Source organism: Xenorhabdus sp. XBWT (assembly GCF_059072735.1).
This window is the reverse complement of the sequence record NZ_CM180990.1, coordinates 3,570,692-3,588,226: the sequence shown is the minus strand read 5'-3', so window position 1 is coordinate 3,588,226 and position 17,535 is coordinate 3,570,692. Positions and strand designations below refer to the sequence as shown.

Below are 17,535 nucleotides of genomic sequence, written 5' to 3'. Positions count from 1 at the left end.
AGCCACAAAAAATATTTTTGCTAGTTTCGGCCATGGACTTGAACGCCATCAATATGTAAAATACAAAAAACAATAAAGAACATTATGATAGGAAATACAAAATATCATTGTTCATAAAGGAGATCAGCTATGCTGCTTATAAATAGCATAAGGAAATTATACGTTCCTGTAGTATTTATTTTACAGATAATAATTGTTCCAATATGCATAACGATTATTGGAAATTATTTATTTCACATGGATTTTTTTAGTTCCACGCCTTACTTTTCCGCAATGGTAATAGCTGCTTTTTTCTTATCTAATCGTTTGGTTTTTTCAAGAACAAAATCACAACTAAATAAGTTAAAAGAATCCTTTGATGATAAAATATTCTCTCCTCATACAGAGTTAGAATACTTTGATTTGGCAATTGGTAAATATATTGGCATTGACAAAGAAAATGGAAGAATACTTGTTATATCACTCTATGATAGAGACAAACCAATATTAGTAGGATACGATTTTCATGACTGGGCTGGTTACCATATACATGGATGCAATTTAACACTAAAATTCAACAATATTTTCCGTCCATACTTTAATATTAATACCAATGGCCGCATAAAACCATTTTGCCATAAATTAGATGCACTATTATCTCCATCATTCAGCCCAAAAATAAAAACAGATAGTTCTTTCTATGAATTTGTACAGAAAAAAGAAAAATTCTGTTAATTTTATTATATAGAGTATATTTTTATTTCATGACTCCCCCAAAAAGTTGAACTCCAACTTTTTGGGCAGTTCATTATGGTGCTTTATAAACCGATATAAGCAGTAGAGTTATTACTTATATGAGCATCGACTGAATTCAAATTGGCATCCAAAATTATTTAGATTTAATCACTTTTAGTTGTAGAACATGACCGAATTTGACAGGTAATCTTGTACCAAAAGCAGCTGCTGGGTTAACTTATGGATAACTCATTTTTGCCCAGAAATGAGTTAGATATGACATATGAATAACCGGCTAAGTGCCAAGATTGATTTCTTATGTTCTAATGAGAAAATCATCCAATCGTGTATCAGCCAATACCGTTATTCGCCCTCAATATTCTGGTAATACACCTGCCGGATATAGCGTCCCCGCCCATCACCATGTCCCAAATCCATTGACACCAGTGCCAGCGCTTCCCGCTCACTGAAACCCTGTACTTTATAATACTCACCAGATTGCCGGGCAAAATGGTAGCGCATGCTGTGCGGCGCTTGCTTACCCACCAGTCCGGCACGTCTGACCACGTAACGGTAACGATCTATCGCCTGATGGATCGTGGGCTTATCAATTAATCTGCCGCTGCGCCCTGCCTGTTCGCGCTCGGCATAGGCAATAGCGTGTTGCAGCGCTTCCCGATCCAGAATAACCGTCTGCCTCGGCCGCCCGCCTTTGGTGCCAAACACCACCCGCACGGACGTATGACCGTTCTCCAGCGCTTTTTTCCAGGTGGCTAAGGATTTACCGGCTTCCACGGCTTCTTTGGTACGCAACCCCAGCACATAGGCCAGTTGCATCACTGATGCCACGCCCCGGTCTTTTTGCTCGACCTGCTGAAAAATTTCTCTGAACGCTGTCGGTGTCAGCGCAACCTTCGTGCCCTTGCGGCTCATATCCGCAATACCGAGTGCCCGGTTGCTCAGATGCGGATTATCCGGTGCAGCCAACTTAAGCTTTCCGGCCTGCGCTAAAATCGCTCTCAGTGCTGACATCTCATTTTGCAGTGTCCGGTGACTGATATGGTCAGTCTTACGCTGAGCAATATAGCGCTCAATATATTTCGCCTTGAGGCTATCCATTTGCCTGAGTTTAATGCCGTTGTTTTTCAAATAGTCGAGGAACTGCCGGGCAATGCGCTCCCGGTCAGCGACCGTGGCAAAACTCCCGCCGGCTTTTCGGGTGTGAGTGATAAATTCTTTCCTGAACCGCTCAACTTTTGAACGTGATGATTTCTGCGCCATCTCCGCATCTCCTGTCACTTTGCCTCTGTTTTTATTCATTTTTCATTCGTTTTTTTATTCATTTTAAAAACCAGTCCCTGCGTGTCGGTTCAGGTTCACCGTTCCGTGGTGCGTCAGATAATGTGTAGCAGAGCGAAGATTGTGTTGAGTTTTTGCAGGAGCTCGCGACGTGCTCAGCACAGCGATACATGCTCCCCGTTCAGTACCTGATTCAATCAGGATGAACGCCTCATTATCTTGACGTGGATAATCTCTCCTTTTTTACGGCATCAGCCTGTTGCAAGGCATCGGGGTTAAAAAATAAACGGAATAAAGTAATTCAGAAGCAGAAAAGCACTCGTGGAAACGGGCTTCCCTGAGTAATGCGTGGATCAAATTGGTTGTAAAGCCAGACCAGACGTGCTCTGGACGTGGGTCGCCTGACGGCGTCACTTGGTAATCGCGCTGCTTTTACGCAAGTGACGCCGCACAACATTCAGGACGTTTATCGTCGGTATTCGGGACAACGCAAAGCCTGCGCTGTTCGTATTGCATGATAAGCCGGTCGTGAATCACACCGGATAACTTTCATCGTCGGACGACGGGTTATTGTCTGACGATATCTGCTTCCAAAAGTGCGCAGATGTACCACAGGGTAATGCGCTCCCTTGCAGGCTACGGGAGCTTTGTTTCGCCATCGCATGGGTGATCCTCACAGGCGAACAGATCACTGATAATTACATTTCGATGGTAGCGTGTGCATCAAACCGGGTCAATGTCAGTGCGATTATCTCTGCCCTACGATTTTCACGCGCCCAGAGACTTATACTCAAGTGTAATACCCTTCCTTTATTCTTTAATGTCCAGGGGCTTTTTATCGGTAATGCCGGTTAATTCTGACAAATCAACATCCTTCCCTTCAGTAAGAAAGTGGTTTCTGCGTCTCAGGTTGTACAGGTGACGACAATGCTCACACATATCATTCATATTCGCCGGGTTTCTGATGGCCCTGAGTGATCTGACGGCGTATTTACCACATCGGCACCGCACGACATAAATGGATGTGCTTTTCGGGTTACCGCGTTGTGATAAAGGGCGGACACCTAACACCGTAAAAAAACCATATTCATACCCCTGAACTTGCATCAGTATGTTGATTAAATTGGGTTCTCTTTTTGTTAACCGCAAATCATACGTCGTTTTGTAAGGAATAAAATGATCGGATTGTTTTTTAACTTTCTTATTTTTATGATTTTTATCAATATCACGCATGACTTTCCCTGAACATTTTCAGACGATATTTAAGGCGTTCCAATTTAATCCTTTTTATATTGAATTCAATAGCGAAAAAATTAAATTAAATCGGTAAGTCGAATTTCCCCCGCATTTATTTAATGACACTAAACGGCGAAGCCTCAATGGCTTCAACCACTGAGGCTTCTATAAATCGTCTACTATCATTAAAACGACATTATTGATATAGAACATGTTAAGTATTACAGCGTTTACAGTGTAAGTCACATGAAATAAAATGGCATGGGTTTATTCTCTTTTTTGTGAGTCACCTCATGAATATTGCGTATTAAAATCCCAATATGAAATATAACGACACAAAAACCAATATAAAACCGACCTGCATCATAAAATAGAATAAATTAAATCAATAACGCATTGGCGTTAAATGATTCATTTATCTATCTTGTTAAACATCTTTATTTTATTTTTCATGAACGAGGCAATAATAAATAAATCAAACAGGCAAAAAAATAGAAAATTGACCTAAAACCCAAACGACAATTCAGGGATAACTGCGTATCCCTGACGTTGTAAACACGGGTTTGTCTACTTTCCTTTCGACATCATCTTCTGCATCACCATCTGCCCAAACATCCCAGCGGATTGCCTGACCTGTCCCACGCCCTGACTCATCAGGCCGCCGACGTCGCCCATCCGCACGCCGGCCCAGGCCAGCGCCCCCAGCCAGATCATCGGCAGCACAATAAACAACGTCCCCATCACCAGCCCCATGATTAAATCATCCGAGGTGTTCTGCATGCCCGCCAGATTAAACAGGCTGTGGGTGTCTGAGCCGTACAGGGCGTCCAGCAAATGGCTGTCCAGCCAGCGCGCCAGTTCCCACCAGAAGGTCAGGAAATTCAACGCAAAAATCACACAGGTCAGGGTAAACACGGTCTTAAACTCATACGCGGCCACCAACAGCAGCAACGGGATTAAGATATACAACGCCATCAAAATCACCGCCTGCATCATCGGCAGGGCCTGGCGTACCGCATCGAACATTGGATATGCCAGTAAGCCCCCCAACAGTGCGCCAGCAGAGGCCCCTATCCGGGTCGATCCATCCCACAACGTGGGATCGGCATTACCCCCATAACCGGCATACACCTGGCCGGCTTGAGATACCGTCAGGTTCACCGGGCTGACCAGACGGCGGATCACCGCTTCCTGATAAGCGGGCGTGTTTTTACCCAACATTTTCAGTGTCGCAGACAGACGCAGCCACAACCCCGGGTCGGCCTGCGCCAGTACCCGATCTTTCAGGCCGATGTTGGCGGCTGACCACCAGACCTGACAGCTCGGATAGCCGCCCTGCCCGGTATACGGCCGGCCGTTGTCTCGACTCTCCTGCCATGGGAAATCAGCCCGGGGCGTGCGCGATTGCAGCGTCCGGTAATCGCCGGCTAAAAATGTACGGCTGCCCAGCCAGCCGATATCATTCAGGATAATCGGGTCGCTGGTGTGTTCCGGATCGCGTTGTTGCCACTGGTACAATGCCAACGCATAACAATCGTGGGTAAAATCCTGCAACTCGGCCGCCAGTGCCGGGCTCTTGATACGGGTATGTTGCACGTCAAAACGCAGTTGCCGTAAATCCGGCCGACAGGGAATGGCGGCCACCGCCGCCTGCGTCAGCCCTTTGGATAACCGATGCACCATAGCCCACCAAATCGGCACTGCCGCCGTTTGATTATTCAGACTGGATATCACCGCCGCATAACCACTGTTCTCCGGTGCACCGGGTGTCCAGGTGCCACAGCTTTTGGCCCGGGCGGTATCATACTGGAGGGTGCTGAAGCTGACATTCACCAACGGCACGCAGCAGAAAACCATGACGAAAAACGCACTGTAGAGCGTATTTTCAATCCGGGCCAGTGACTGCAATCCATTGGGGCCTTCTTCCTCCCCGCACTCCCGCACTTTCAGCCAAATGGCAATCACTTTGACCACTAACGGCAGGGTAAACAACCCCGTGGCAATCAGAATATGCCACAGGCCATTATTCACCACCCAGCCGAGCAGGGTCAGGAAATATTCCAGATAACTGTTCGTGGTCATGACACACTTCCCTGACTGGCTGACAGGGCGTATTCACCCAGCAGGATAAACAACAGGCTGACCACCATCATCCGCCTCAGCGTTGTGCGATATTCCGCCTGATGTTTCACTCTTTGCCCGATTTTCCAACCGCCCCAGAGCAGCCATCCGTAAAGGCTTAATCGCCATAACAGCCAAAGCGATTGATACCTTACCAGCCAGCGATTCAAGGCAGACAGGGTTTCGGGATAATTCATCCCTGCCCAGCCGGTAGCTAACGTCACAGCCATCGCCAAAGCGATAATCAGTAATAATCCGATGCCTCGTTTTAATCTTGCACGTTTTTTTGCCATCGTCGAACTTACCTTCGCTCACGGTTGGGGGCTTCCAACTGATAAAAACGGGCATCCTGACTGTCCGCGACCTGTTTTTGCGGATGAGCGTGAATACGCTGCGTATCACGCTCAATAATGGTCAGAATGGAATTACGGGAAAGAGCCTGCTTCAGCTCCATTTCATTTTTCAGGGCATTAATTTCCCTGTCCAGTGCGGCAATCCGGCGGTCGCCTTCTGCCAGCGCTTCCGATTGTGCTGCCGCATTGGGTTCGGACATGCCGGTGATCAGCATTCGGCGCATCAGTAACGCGGTTTCAATGGTCTCGCTCATCGCCAGCTCCCCCGCCAGACGCGCAGTCAGGGCGGCCTTATCGGGGTCACGCTGCAACGCCTGAATGACACCTTGCGTCACGGCCAGACTGCCGGTTTTCAGTTTGGTGAAATTCACCCGCGTGGGTTTCTCCGTGCCGCTGATCAGTTTCACCAGTTGTTCGGCGTTCGTTTTGGTATGGGCTTCCAGCATCGGGGCAAACCCCGTTCCCGCGACCGTTGTCCCCGGCTGGTGCGCCTCCCCGCCGCTGATGCACTCCGCCGCATTGGCACAAGTACGGATTGCACGGTCACCCAGCACGTTGACGACCGCTTCTGCTGCCTCACGCGCACTGCTGAATTTGCTGCAACTACTGCCGCTGCAATCCTGACGTCGGAGGGTGGCCGTGCTCAGTACCGGCTGATGGTTCATCATATTAAACCCGGCGCTGGCTAAATCACGGGTCGGTCGAATGGCACTCTGCCCTTTTCCTCCCTGCTTCCGGCCGCCAATCCACGGATGCCCGCCCGTCCCGGTGGCTTTGGTGCCGGCATTATTGACCCGTACCGCGTCAGCATCCCCGCTGTTAACCTGTGCCTTGTATTCCTGCATCGCCGCAGACTGCATCCATTTATTGTTTTGTGCAAAATCCCCCATCCGTCTGGCCATGTTCTGACAATTGAACTGCGCCTTGTCGAACGCCACATTGGCCTGCAATACCCCGTTGGTCAGCATGTCATACAGCCCCGGATTGGCCCGCTGGATTATCATGGCGGGGAGACTGGCCACCGCCCCGGTGGCGCCCTGGATGACTTCACTCATCAGGTTTTTCATGCCCGCCGTGATACCGTTGAGCTGATTACTGACCGTGGTTTTCAGGTCAAAATTGCCGCACATCAAATCCGAACGCCAGCCCAGCTCCAGCCCGGCCAGCCTGGTTGAACCTCCACGGCTGGCCGGCTCAGAAATCACCGAGCCGCCACCGAGGGTATAGAACAGCGTATCGGAGACTGCCCCGCTGCTCTGTGCACCATAGCCCAGTGCACTGTGACTGACGGCCGGTAAGGAAACCGACCGTTCTGATGCCTGAACCTGAGCGGTAACGAGTGCCAGCCCGCCCGCGATCAGCAGTCCCGGTTTTCTTATCATCCTGTTTTTTCCTTATAGGTCCGTACTGCCGAGAAAACGTTGCCCGCGCCGCTGGCAACAGCTGTAGGGCTGCCACAGGGCATACGCCTGATGGCTGTCTGCCGCCGCTGTGTGGCGGCCATCCGGGAACACCGCACAGGACTGACTTAACTTTGGTGACAACCGTTGCCATTGGTGGTTTTTCGTGCCGGTATTTTCGGTGACCGGGGACGGCGGCCAATAGCCGTCACGCCGTTGCCCGGCCAGTGGCTGATAAACATGGGGCTGCCCGGTACGGGTGATAATGTCCGCCACCCGCTGCGCCACCACCGCCGCGGCTTTATCTTCATCGGTCTGCGTGACAAAACCGGAACGGGGATAGAGATTGCCCCACATATTGCCTGCCAGCTGGCTGCCCAGTTCTCGCAGACCGGGGATAAGCGCTTCAGGATAAAGCGACTCCGGCAACCCGCTGCGCCACGCGACAGTATCCAGTGTGCTGAGAAAATAGGGCATCAGCGGTGTGGCCGCACTGCGACAGGAATACCCCGGGATTTGTCCGCCAATCAGAGTGGTCGCGGGATGCCCGATGGCATCGGCGTATTTGAAACGCAGATGGGTACTCTGCTTCCCGGCAACCTGAACCGTGTGATTGCCCCCACCGGTGGTCAGGCCGGATAACGCATTTTCCAGCCCGCCGGATAAGGGGCTGATTTGCGCCATTTCAGACCACGGGTTGCCACCGGGTGCATGATAGGTGGAGACCACCGCCTGCGGCAGGAAATGGGTCACTTTGACCGAGGTTTTTACCGTGCAGCCATGCCAGGAACAAAACAGCCAGTAACAAATACCGCTGACCCGCCACTGAATACAGGCGGGCGAGACACTGCCGGCCACGATTTGGGCGGTATTGAGGGTGGCTTGTGAAAAAGGCGTAAACGCCGCGGCCAGCGTGATAACCACCGGAAAAGCCAAGCGTGACGAATTCATGGCTGATACTGCTCCCTGAGCGCCGTCGCTTTGGCGACATCGGCCGTACCATACACCACATCACGATCATCAAACACCACCGCCGGGTATTTGCACACACCGAATTGCCAGGCATGGACAACAGCACGATAAGCGTTGATAAGTTGCTGTTCCTGCTCACGCCACTGGGGTGATTGCAGCATCGTTTTTGCCTGTTCCATCGCCTGCCCTGGGTCAGCAGGCAGCCGGGCAAAGTGCTGCTGCTGAAGTTGTTCAGGTGCATCCAGCCAGACAACGTGGCTGCCCGACGCCAGATTTACCGGCGGGTGCTGACGGTCGGTATAGATCACCGTTTTGGCCCCGGTGGACAGTGACACCATCCATCCCATCAGGAGCAGTAAACCCGGTTTTTTCATCATCGTCGTCCCTATGGCAAAACATCAGGCCAGCCTGAAGAAAGCCGCGGCAAAAGTCAGCGCTTAATTGATTTTCTGACAATGAAAAATAAACGCACCGACCCGCTAAGATTTTTCCCAAATGTCGATAAAACGGGTATCACATTCATAAAATTCATCGTTATATCGGTAAAATAACAGTCCGAATTTATCCCCTGACATAATTTGTCATGAATTAAATGAAAAATATGCCGATAAAACAATCTCCCCCTCATCATAATAAGAAAAAAATGGTTATGAATAACAGGATTTTTCTGCCTGAACGCAGTGAATGCTGGTCCGGACATCAGACTGCGTAAGTAAAAGAACCCCCCGCAGAAAACAGCATTGAGGATAACAAGCAAAAAATAAGGAAAACGACACCATGTCAATGAAGAAACACCTCACGAAGTTGCAGCAGGGACTGCCCCTGCTGGAAAAAGGCAAGCAGGCGACAGGTCTGGCGAAACAGGCATCAGGCCTGCTGGGTGGTGCCGGTACCGCTGGCCTGACGGATAAAAGTGGCCTGATGAAACCCGGTGGTTTTGCCGGCCCGCTCAGCGGCGGTCAGAGTCTGGCGCAGCAAGCAGCGGCCGGACACAGCGGGGCAGCCAGGGCGCTGCAACAGGCGGGCGGCGGTGGAAGCTCAGCACCGAGCGGCCTGCAATTTACCCTGACGGCAGCCAGCCTGCCGCCGCAGACGTTCGTTGTCACCGATTTTACGCTGAACGAAGGATTCTCCCGGCTCTTTACCCTCAACGTGAGGCTGGCGAGCGCTGATCCGGCAATTGACTTCCCGTCTGTCCTCGATCGCAGTGCAACGCTCACCATTACGCAGAATGGCAAAGAACAGCGCAGTCTCAGTGGCTGCGTCGCCCGCTTTGAACAGGGCAACACCGGGCTGCACCAGACCACCTACCAGATGACGATTTGCCCGGATTTATGGCGCACTTCCCTGCGGCAGAACTCACGCATCTTCCAGCAGCAGGATATCGTGACCATTCTCACCACCCTGCTTAAAGAGCACGGCATTCGTGATGTGGTCTTCAGCCTGCGCCAGCCGCACCCGGCACGGGAATTCTGTGTCCAGTATCAGGAAAGCGACTTTGACTTCCTGCAACGGCTGACGGCGGAAGAAGGCATCTTCTACTTCTTTGAATGCGGCAACGGTCGCAACACGCTGGTGTTCGCCGACGACGCCGGTTCAGTGCCGCCGGGCATTATGCTGCCTTATCAGCCGGGTGACATCAGTACCACCGGCGAGCCGTCGGTGACCAGCTTCACCAGCAGTGCGCAGGTACGCCCGGCCAGGGTTGAGCTGAAGGACTACACCTTCAAAAATCCGGCATGGCCGGCCGAATTTCGTGAACAGATGAAGGACGAACAGCTACAGGAGCAGTATTACGAGCACTATGACTACCCCGGCCGGTTCAAGGACGAAGCCCATGGCAAAGCCTTCACCCGCTACCGGCTGGAAGCGTTGCGTAACGATGCGATCACCGGACAAGGGCACGGTCACGCGATTGCCATCCAGCCGGGGAAACTGTTCATTCTGACCAACCACCCGCGTGACGACCTGAATCAGCCGTGGCAGGTGGTGAGTGCGAGTCACACTGGCAACCAGCCGGGCGCCCTGGAAACGGCCACCGGTGACAGCGGCACCACATTGCACAGCCAGTTCAGCTTCATCCGCCATAACCAGCACTGGCGGCCGACGCCGCTGCCGAAACCGGGTATTGACGGCCCACAGATTGCCAAAGTGGTGGGACCGGCCGGGGAAGAAATCTTCTGTGACCAGTACGGGCGTATCCGCCTCCAGTTCCCGTGGGATCGCTACGGCAAATCTGATGACCAGAGTTCCTGCTGGATCCGGGTGACCCAGCCGTGGGCGGGACAGGGCTGGGGCATGCTCGCTATCCCACGTATCGGTCAGGAAGTGGTCGTGGATTTTCTGCACGGCGATCCGGATCAACCTATTGTCACCGGCAGAACCTACCATGCGAGTAACATCCCGCCGGGCGGGCTGCCGGGCAGCAAAACCCAGATGGCCTTCCGCTCAAAAACCCACAAAGGCGAGGGATATAACGAGCTGCTGTTTGAGGATGCCAAAGGCAGTGAAAAGCTGTCACTGCACGCACAGAAGGACATGGACACCACCGTGCTCAATGACCGCAGCACCCGCGTAATGCACGACCATACCGAAAGCGTCGGACACAACCAGGCCATCAGTGTACGGGCTGACCGTCATAAGGAAGTGGTCGGCATGGAAGTGAGCAGTATCGGGACACGGCAGGTCACCGTGGAAAAAACCAGCGTACTCAGTGTCAAAGGGCAAATCACCATTCAGTCCACTGAAAGCGGCATCACCATCGGCAACACTAAAGGGAGCATCTCGATTGATACCGATGGCAATATCCATATTACCGGTAACACCGTCATTATTAACGGAAAAGAAGTCATCACCCTGAACTGATACCGGGCAGTCCGGCAACAAGACTGAAATCCACGCCACAGAATTTTTCTGCGGCGGGCTGAATATTGATTATACAAAAAGAGTGAAAAGGAAAACCCATGAGCACACAACCCTACCAGATGAACGAAGGCACCCTGAACATTCCCGCCGGCTGGCGTGACGAATCGATGCACGTGTTTGTGCTGCCGGATGACAGCGGCGTCAATCTGGTGATTAACCGCACCCCGGTGCCGGCAGGCACCGACAGCAATACTTATTATGAACAGACACTGACGCAGTTTGTGACCCACCTGCCGGGGTATCAGGAGCACCAGCGGCTGCAAACCGAACTCAGTGGCGATATGGCGTGGCGGCTGGATTACCAGTGGCAAAGCCCGGAAGGGGAAATGCACCAGACGGTGGTCCTGCAAATCCGGGGCAGCCAGCTGCTGGCGTTTAACCTGACTTCCCCACAGCTCTTTAATACCGGGCAGCGGGAGGCTTTACTGGCGGTGGTAAGCAGTTTCCAGGCGGCATAAGGAGAGGCCGATATGGGATTAGGTGATGAAATTATTACCCGGATTGCCCGGGTCGGGGCCACCCATGCCCGGCCGCCACTGCCGCCTGCGGGTGGTGCCAGAGGACCGGCAGCCGCACGCAAAGGCGACCCCATCCAGCATAAGAGCTTCTTTGGTGCCCTGATGGGGGCGGTGGCCGGTGCCCTGATTGGGGCAGCTATTTTCGGGGCGGTGGGATTGCTGGTTGCGGGCACTGGCGGACTGGGGGCCACTCTCATTGTGGCGGCCGCCGGCAGCGGGTTAACCTATCTGGCCAGCGATGCCATCGCGGCGGCCAGTTCTGCTGTCACGAACTTCGTTGACAGCTTCGGCTCGCCGGACGGGATGCTGGACAGTGGCTCCGGTAACGTCATGATTGAAGGGAAACCGGCCGCGCGTGCGACGGTAGACATGGCCAAGTGCAGCAAACACCCTGCGCCACCGTTGATAGCGCAGGGCAGTGAGTCGGTGTTTATCAACGGCCAGCCGGCGGCGCGGGTCGGCGACAAACTGGTGTGTGGTGCCGCCATCAAAGGGGGTGCAAGCAAGGTTTTTATCGGCTCCGGTCAGGGGACTTACCTCGAAATTGAAGAAGAATTCTCCGGCTGGCAGCGGGCATTACTGGTGGCGGTGGAATTTCTGGTACCCCCGACACGCGGGCTGATAAAAGGCGTCGGCAAACTGCTGACCAAAACCGGCCGGCAGGCGGTGCTGGCCGGGGCGAAACTGGGTGCCAAAAAAGCCAGCAATGTCCTGAAGGGCAAAACGCTGGTGTGTGCCAAAACAGCGTTTAAAGCCAACAAAGGAGTCAAGCGTTACACCCAGGCAACTAAAAAATTCTTCTCGGGCGACCCGATAGACGTGACCACCGGCAGCCTGTCTGACCAGCGCACCGAGCTTGAACTGGGACAAACGATACCGCTGACCTTCACCCGCAGCTGGTCACCGGGATTACGGGGCTTACTGGGTGAAAACTGGCTGGACAGCTTCTCCGAAGCCGTCATCGTCACCGGCGACCGGATAGAAGTTCTGACGCTGGAAGGCGCCTCCCTGCACTTCGCCCTGCCCCAAAGCGTAGACCACAGTATCAATCCGGAGCACCCGGAATTTACCCTGAGCCGGCAACAACAGGGCTTCGTATTGACCGAACGTAATCAGCCGGTCAGAAAATATTTTACCCAGCCAGGCATTTCAGCAACCACCGACACACAGCGCTGGCAACTGGCTGCTCTGCGTGACCGCAACGGTAACACCATTGAGTTTCATTATGACGAACAGTATCAGCTAAACCGAGTCACTCACAGCGACGGTCCTGAGCTGGTATTACTGTATCGTGAAGACGGATGGCTGGCCGACATCCGCCGCTGCGACAGTGGTCTCAATGACGTGCTGGTGCGCTATGACTATCACGACAATGGCTGGCTGGCGGAAGCGGACAGTACCCAGCAATTTCACCTGTTCTATGAATACAATGCACAGGGATGGATTAAACGCTGGTCAGACGGTGACCAGACCGCGGTGGACTATGTGTATGATGCACAGGGGCGCTGCATTGAAAGCGTCGGCAGCGGGGGCTATTACCCCGTCCGGCTGACCTATGAACCCGGTATTACCCGCTCCGCCACGCCACAGGGCCATACTACTACCTGGCATTATAACATGGAGCAACAGGTCACTCAGGTCGAAACGCCGTGCGGTCATGTCACCCGGTATGAATACGATGAATGGGGCAACCTGCGGCGGCAGATTTTGCCTGAAGGGCAGGTTCTGCAACTGGATTATCTGGCGGATACCGGGCTGGTCACGGCATTTACCGATGCCGGCGGTGCCGTGTGGCAGTATCACTACGATGAGGATGACCGGCTGGCCAGCATGACCGACCCGCTGGGGCGGGTCTGGTGGCAGCAATACGATGATAAAGGTCATGCCGAGTGCTTTATTGCCCCTGACGGCAGCAAAACCACCCTGAACCGCAATGCATTCGGACTGGTAACGAAAGCCGAAGATGAAGAAGGCAATCAGCGGACCTGGGAATACGATGACCATCAGCGGCTGAGCCGGCTGTTTGATGAGGAAAACCGCAGCCTGCGGCTGGGTTACGACAGCCATGACCGGTTGCAGCGGCTGTCATCGGGCGGCGGGGCCTTATGGTCGTGGGAATATGACCGCCATCACCGCATCGCCTTAAGTGACCGCCCCAACAATAGTCTGGAGCGCTTCCGCCATGACCGCCACGGCAACCTGACCCGATGGACAGATGCCCAGGGCGTGGAATGGCAGATTGAATACGGGCCGTTTGACCTGCCGGTTAGCCGCCTTGACGGTGAAGGCCACCGCTGGCAGTACCGCTATGACCCTGACAGCCTGCAACTGCTGGAAGTCATTAACCCCCAGGGGGAAAGCTACCGTTATCAGCTGGATGCCGACGGGCGGGTGACCACGGAGACCGACTACGCCGGGACGCAATGGCATTATGCCTATGACGGCAATGGCAACTGCATTGAAAAGCGGGATGCACTGAATCAGGTCACCCGCTATGACTATGATGCCGCCGGGCAGATGACCGCGATGCACACGCCGGAAGGCACCACCATTTACGCTTACGATATTCTGGGGCGCTTACTTGAAGTGACCGCGCCGGATGCTGAACCACTGACCTTTGAATACGATGATAAAGACCGCCTTGTCCGCGAAACTCAGGCATACGGCAATATCACACGCGATTACCCGGACAATACGCAGGTAACGCGCACCCTGCTCATGCCGGATGGCGGCCAGTGGACCACCACCACGCAGGCAAACAAAACAGGCGAACTGAGTCTGCTCAACATCCATGGCGGGCACCGGCTCTCGTTTGAACGGAACGAAGACGGACACGAATGCTACCGCCAGTCGGACAAAGGCTTCATTCTGCGTCAGGAACATACCCTGATGGGGCAACTGAGCTGGCAGCGCGCAGGCCGCAATACCAGCCCAGAGTTCTTCGACACCGGTGATCTGGCAGACATCCCACAACCGACGCTCTCAGGTTTAGACCGTGAATATCACTATGACACCGCCCTCAATCTGGTGGCCGCCAACGATGAACGGCAGTGGCTGCGTTATGTGGTCAACAGCAACGGCCAGGTCACGTCAGTCAGTGACGGCGAGCGGCTGCGGGAGCATTATCAGTATGATACCTGCGGTTACCCTGCCCGCCGTTTTGACGGTCGGCAGGAAATTGACAACGAACGGCTCTACCAGAAGGGACACCGGTTGCGGCAGGCGGGGCAGCATCTGTTCGAATACGACGAAGCAGGCCGGATGACAGCGATGCAGCTGTGGCAGGAAGGTCATCGCGCGCAACTGACCAAATTTCGCTGGAACAGCCAGAATCAGCTTATCGGTGTGCTGACACCGGGTGGCCAGCAGTGGGATTATCGCTACGATGCCTTTGGGCGGCGCACGGAGAAAGTCTGCGAACAATCTGGCAGTCGGACGACATACCTGTGGGACGGCGACCAGCCAGCGGAAATCCGTGAATACCGCCATCATCGTTTGTACAGCATTCGCCATCTGGTGTTTGACGGCTGGCAGCTGCTGGCGCAACAAATCCAATTCTTCACCCCCAACCCGGAAAACCGCAGTGAACTGATTGCCGGTGAGGTGCAGACGCAATATGCTGTCTGTGCCCCGACCGGAGAACCGCTGGCACTGTTTGACCCGCAGGGCCACCGCGTCTGGCGTCAGCCACAACAGAGCCTGTACGGAGTGCAATTGAAAGCCGCTGGCGAAAATGCTGAACTGAATCCGGAAATGCAGTTTGCAGGCCAGTGGCTCGATGCAGAGAGCGGTTTAGTCTATAATCGGTTCAGATATTTCTTGCCAGAGGCGAGTGTGTATCTGACGCCAGATCCGCTGGGAATTCAGGGTGGTGAAAATTTATATGCGTATGTTGAAAATCCTCTTTCTTGGATTGACCCACTCGGTTTGGCTGGATGCTCGACCAAGTTAGGTAAAAATATGATGACGGATATGGGGTTACCACGTTCAACTAAATGGAGTGGTTATCAGGCTCATCATGTTATTCCCAAACAATACGCTAGTCATCCTGCCTTGAAAAAAATTAAGTATGATATCGACAATGCAGCAAATGGAATTTTTTTAAGAGAGGTGGATAAAGGTGTTAGTGCAATGGCAAGGCATCAAGGTAACCATAATGGTTACTCTAAAGCGATTAAAAATGCATTAGACAAAATAGATCTAAATCAGTCTGTTACGGAGATATCGAAACAGGTTGCTAATATACAAAACTTGGCTAAAAAAGGGATGATGAATGGAACACCGATCAGAGCTAAGGATATTTGGAAAGGAAAATCTAAGATAGGTAATAAAATAGCTTTAGACATGTGGAATAAAATTTTAGGAGTGTAATGATGAAAGGCTTGAATAAGAAGTTTGTAACTGAACCAATGCGTTTTTTATTTTTAGATGACCTTTTATCAGGAAAGGGCCAGTTATCTTCTGATGTTATTTTATTGGAGGATAAAGATAAATCTCTAAAATTATCATTTAGTCAAGACCTTCCAGATGGATACTTAGTATGGCAAGATCTTATAGAAAATAACGTTGGTGAGTTTTCCTTAGAAGATAACTATTCTGAAGCCGAAGATTACTTAGAAGATATTGACGAAGAATATGGTGATTTACAAGAAGAAAAAATATTATCTTATAGAAAATCCAAGATAAAAAAGATAAACACAGAGTATGACGATTTTTATTTTGAAATTTTAGATGATATATACTATCAGTTAAAAATGCTATCTATACAAAGATATATATTAGGAAATAAAAATGAATCATTATTAGAAAAAATGTTCAATATATATAAAGAAGGCTTTTATCCATGTGGGATGACTAAGGATAAAAAAATAGTCGCTTTTAATCCACAGAGATTAAAAATCAGTTGATAAAGAAGGTATATAAACAAAAAAACCGGAAAATCCTTGTGATCTTCCGGTTTTCTTACCCTGAAAAATATCCAAGTCATGTTAGCTCTGCGGTGATCACTGGATTCATATAACAAGTACATTACATACTCTTCATAACAACAATCATAATTTTTGAAAAAGAAGACAATACATGAGAAACCCAATCCAAAACGAAATCACCTTTCCGGAAGGCTGGTTTCTTTTCATTAATGGCGAAATCCCCTTCTATTGCGATCATGGGTGTACTGTCGCCGATTTTGCTGCTGCGAGAAACCTGATCGGTTATAACAAAAAAAACGGGATTTACTTCAAATTCGCCTATGAATCCTCCGAAATCAGAGGGTATGAACCGCCGCCGGGAACCTATGTTCTGACCATCAGAAAATACAATTACACCCACAACTCCGGTTATTTTGGTCGCTGTGTTTATGCGGAAGTGAAACAAACCCAGTGTCCGGAAGAATTTAAAAATATCATGACGGATATGCTGAACATGTCGGCGGAACAGTCCACGTTTGAAGAAGTAAAACGACCTAAACCACAGGGAAAATGCACACCTCAGTTACAACAGTGCATTAATGATTTTTTTACCAGCGTCAAGCAAGATCGCACAGATGAAATTATGGCTTTCATCAGGTCTCCCATGGATGAAGACGAAGAGGAAAATATTCCTTATCTTCGTAAACTGTACTATGGACACTATGAAAGCCCATATCAGAGAGATGATTTAGTTAAAAGTGAAATACATAAAACAGTGGTATCGGAGATCTACAACTACTTTGAATCGCTCGATAAAACAAGAAAACTTGAGAATGGCCGGGATCTTTTTCCCTTTCTTTTTAGTCCAAAAAAATATGATATCAGCACCATTGTGCCTAAAAATGTGAGTTTATGCGAAGTTTTTATGAATATGATCCATATTCAGGATGAGAAAATCATGTGATAAAACGTCAGAAGAATATTTATCTTCTGGTTTGGCCTGTTGCTATAGAAAGATCAAACCAATGATATTGCATATTCCACCCGCCAAACAGACTCCGCCATTACCTCAAACGGAGTCTATTCCCTG

The 17,535-nt window shown here is 51.2% G+C and carries 14 protein-coding genes; 6 read left to right on the top strand and 8 right to left on the bottom strand.

From position 1 onward, the window contains the following. Positions 1 to 129 precede the first annotated feature (129 nt). Entirely contained in the window at positions 130 to 714 is a 585-nt protein-coding gene (locus tag AC5JQI_RS15645) for a hypothetical protein (protein WP_493912834.1), read from the top strand. Positions 715 to 1,077: 363 nt separating this feature from the next. Here the strand turns inward: AC5JQI_RS15645 and AC5JQI_RS15640 are convergent, their stop codons facing one another. From AC5JQI_RS15640 to AC5JQI_RS15605, 8 genes are all read right to left on the bottom strand, one after another. Further along, positions 1,078 to 1,995, bottom strand: coding sequence for an integrase domain-containing protein (locus AC5JQI_RS15640; protein WP_493914708.1), 918 nt, complete (start codon positions 1,993 to 1,995; stop codon positions 1,078 to 1,080). Between the two features lie 484 nt (positions 1,996 to 2,479). Beyond that, positions 2,480 to 2,677, bottom strand: a complete 198-nt coding sequence (locus AC5JQI_RS15635; RefSeq protein WP_147299001.1) for a hypothetical protein — start codon at positions 2,675 to 2,677, stop codon at positions 2,480 to 2,482. 146 nt (positions 2,678 to 2,823) lie between these two features. Continuing rightward, entirely contained in the window at positions 2,824 to 3,246 is a 423-nt protein-coding gene (locus AC5JQI_RS15630) for a hypothetical protein (protein WP_010846570.1), read from the bottom strand. Between the two features lie 570 nt (positions 3,247 to 3,816). Next, positions 3,817 to 5,331 (bottom strand): conjugal transfer protein TraG N-terminal domain-containing protein, encoded by a 1,515-nt coding sequence (locus AC5JQI_RS15625; RefSeq protein WP_493912833.1) that lies wholly within the window; start codon positions 5,329 to 5,331, stop codon positions 3,817 to 3,819. Continuing rightward, positions 5,328 to 5,663 carry a hypothetical protein gene (locus AC5JQI_RS15620; protein WP_493912832.1) on the bottom strand — a complete coding sequence of 112 codons (336 nt, stop codon included), beginning with the start codon at positions 5,661 to 5,663 and terminating at the stop codon, positions 5,328 to 5,330. The genes AC5JQI_RS15625 and AC5JQI_RS15620 overlap by 4 nt, the downstream gene beginning before the upstream one ends. Positions 5,664 to 5,671: 8 nt before the next feature. Next, entirely contained in the window at positions 5,672 to 7,105 is a 1,434-nt protein-coding gene (locus tag AC5JQI_RS15615; RefSeq protein WP_493912831.1) for an integrating conjugative element protein, read from the bottom strand. Positions 7,106 to 7,117: 12 nt separating this feature from the next. Then, entirely contained in the window at positions 7,118 to 8,074 is a 957-nt protein-coding gene (locus AC5JQI_RS15610; RefSeq protein WP_493912830.1) for a TIGR03756 family integrating conjugative element protein, read from the bottom strand. Further along, positions 8,071 to 8,469 carry a TIGR03757 family integrating conjugative element protein gene (locus AC5JQI_RS15605; RefSeq protein WP_493914707.1) on the bottom strand — a complete coding sequence of 133 codons (399 nt, stop codon included), beginning with the start codon at positions 8,467 to 8,469 and terminating at the stop codon, positions 8,071 to 8,073. Before AC5JQI_RS15605 ends, AC5JQI_RS15610 begins: the two co-directional genes overlap by 4 nt. Before the next feature lie 403 nt (positions 8,470 to 8,872). Between AC5JQI_RS15605 and AC5JQI_RS15600 the strand changes: the two genes are divergently transcribed. The 5 genes from AC5JQI_RS15600 (at position 8,873) to AC5JQI_RS15580 (ending at position 17,409) form a co-directional block, all read left to right on the top strand. Then, positions 8,873 to 10,960: a type VI secretion system Vgr family protein gene (locus tag AC5JQI_RS15600; RefSeq protein ID WP_493912829.1), complete on the top strand. Its 2,088-nt coding sequence runs from the start codon at positions 8,873 to 8,875 to the stop codon at positions 10,958 to 10,960. A 98-nt stretch (positions 10,961 to 11,058) separates the two neighbouring features. Beyond that, positions 11,059 to 11,478 (top strand): DUF1795 domain-containing protein, encoded by a 420-nt coding sequence (locus tag AC5JQI_RS15595; RefSeq protein WP_493912828.1) that lies wholly within the window; start codon positions 11,059 to 11,061, stop codon positions 11,476 to 11,478. 12 nt (positions 11,479 to 11,490) lie between these two features. Beyond that, positions 11,491 to 15,909, top strand: a complete 4,419-nt coding sequence (locus tag AC5JQI_RS15590) for an AHH domain-containing protein (RefSeq protein ID WP_493912827.1) — start codon at positions 11,491 to 11,493, stop codon at positions 15,907 to 15,909. Next, the gene (locus AC5JQI_RS15585) at positions 15,909 to 16,445 is read left to right on the top strand and encodes a hypothetical protein (RefSeq protein ID WP_155270955.1); all 537 of its coding nucleotides are present in this window, start codon (positions 15,909 to 15,911) and stop codon (positions 16,443 to 16,445) included. Before AC5JQI_RS15590 ends, AC5JQI_RS15585 begins: the two co-directional genes overlap by 1 nt. Positions 16,446 to 16,617: 172 nt before the next feature. Continuing rightward, entirely contained in the window at positions 16,618 to 17,409 is a 792-nt protein-coding gene (locus AC5JQI_RS15580; protein ID WP_493912826.1) for a hypothetical protein, read from the top strand. The last annotated feature ends 126 nt before the right edge of the window (positions 17,410 to 17,535 follow it).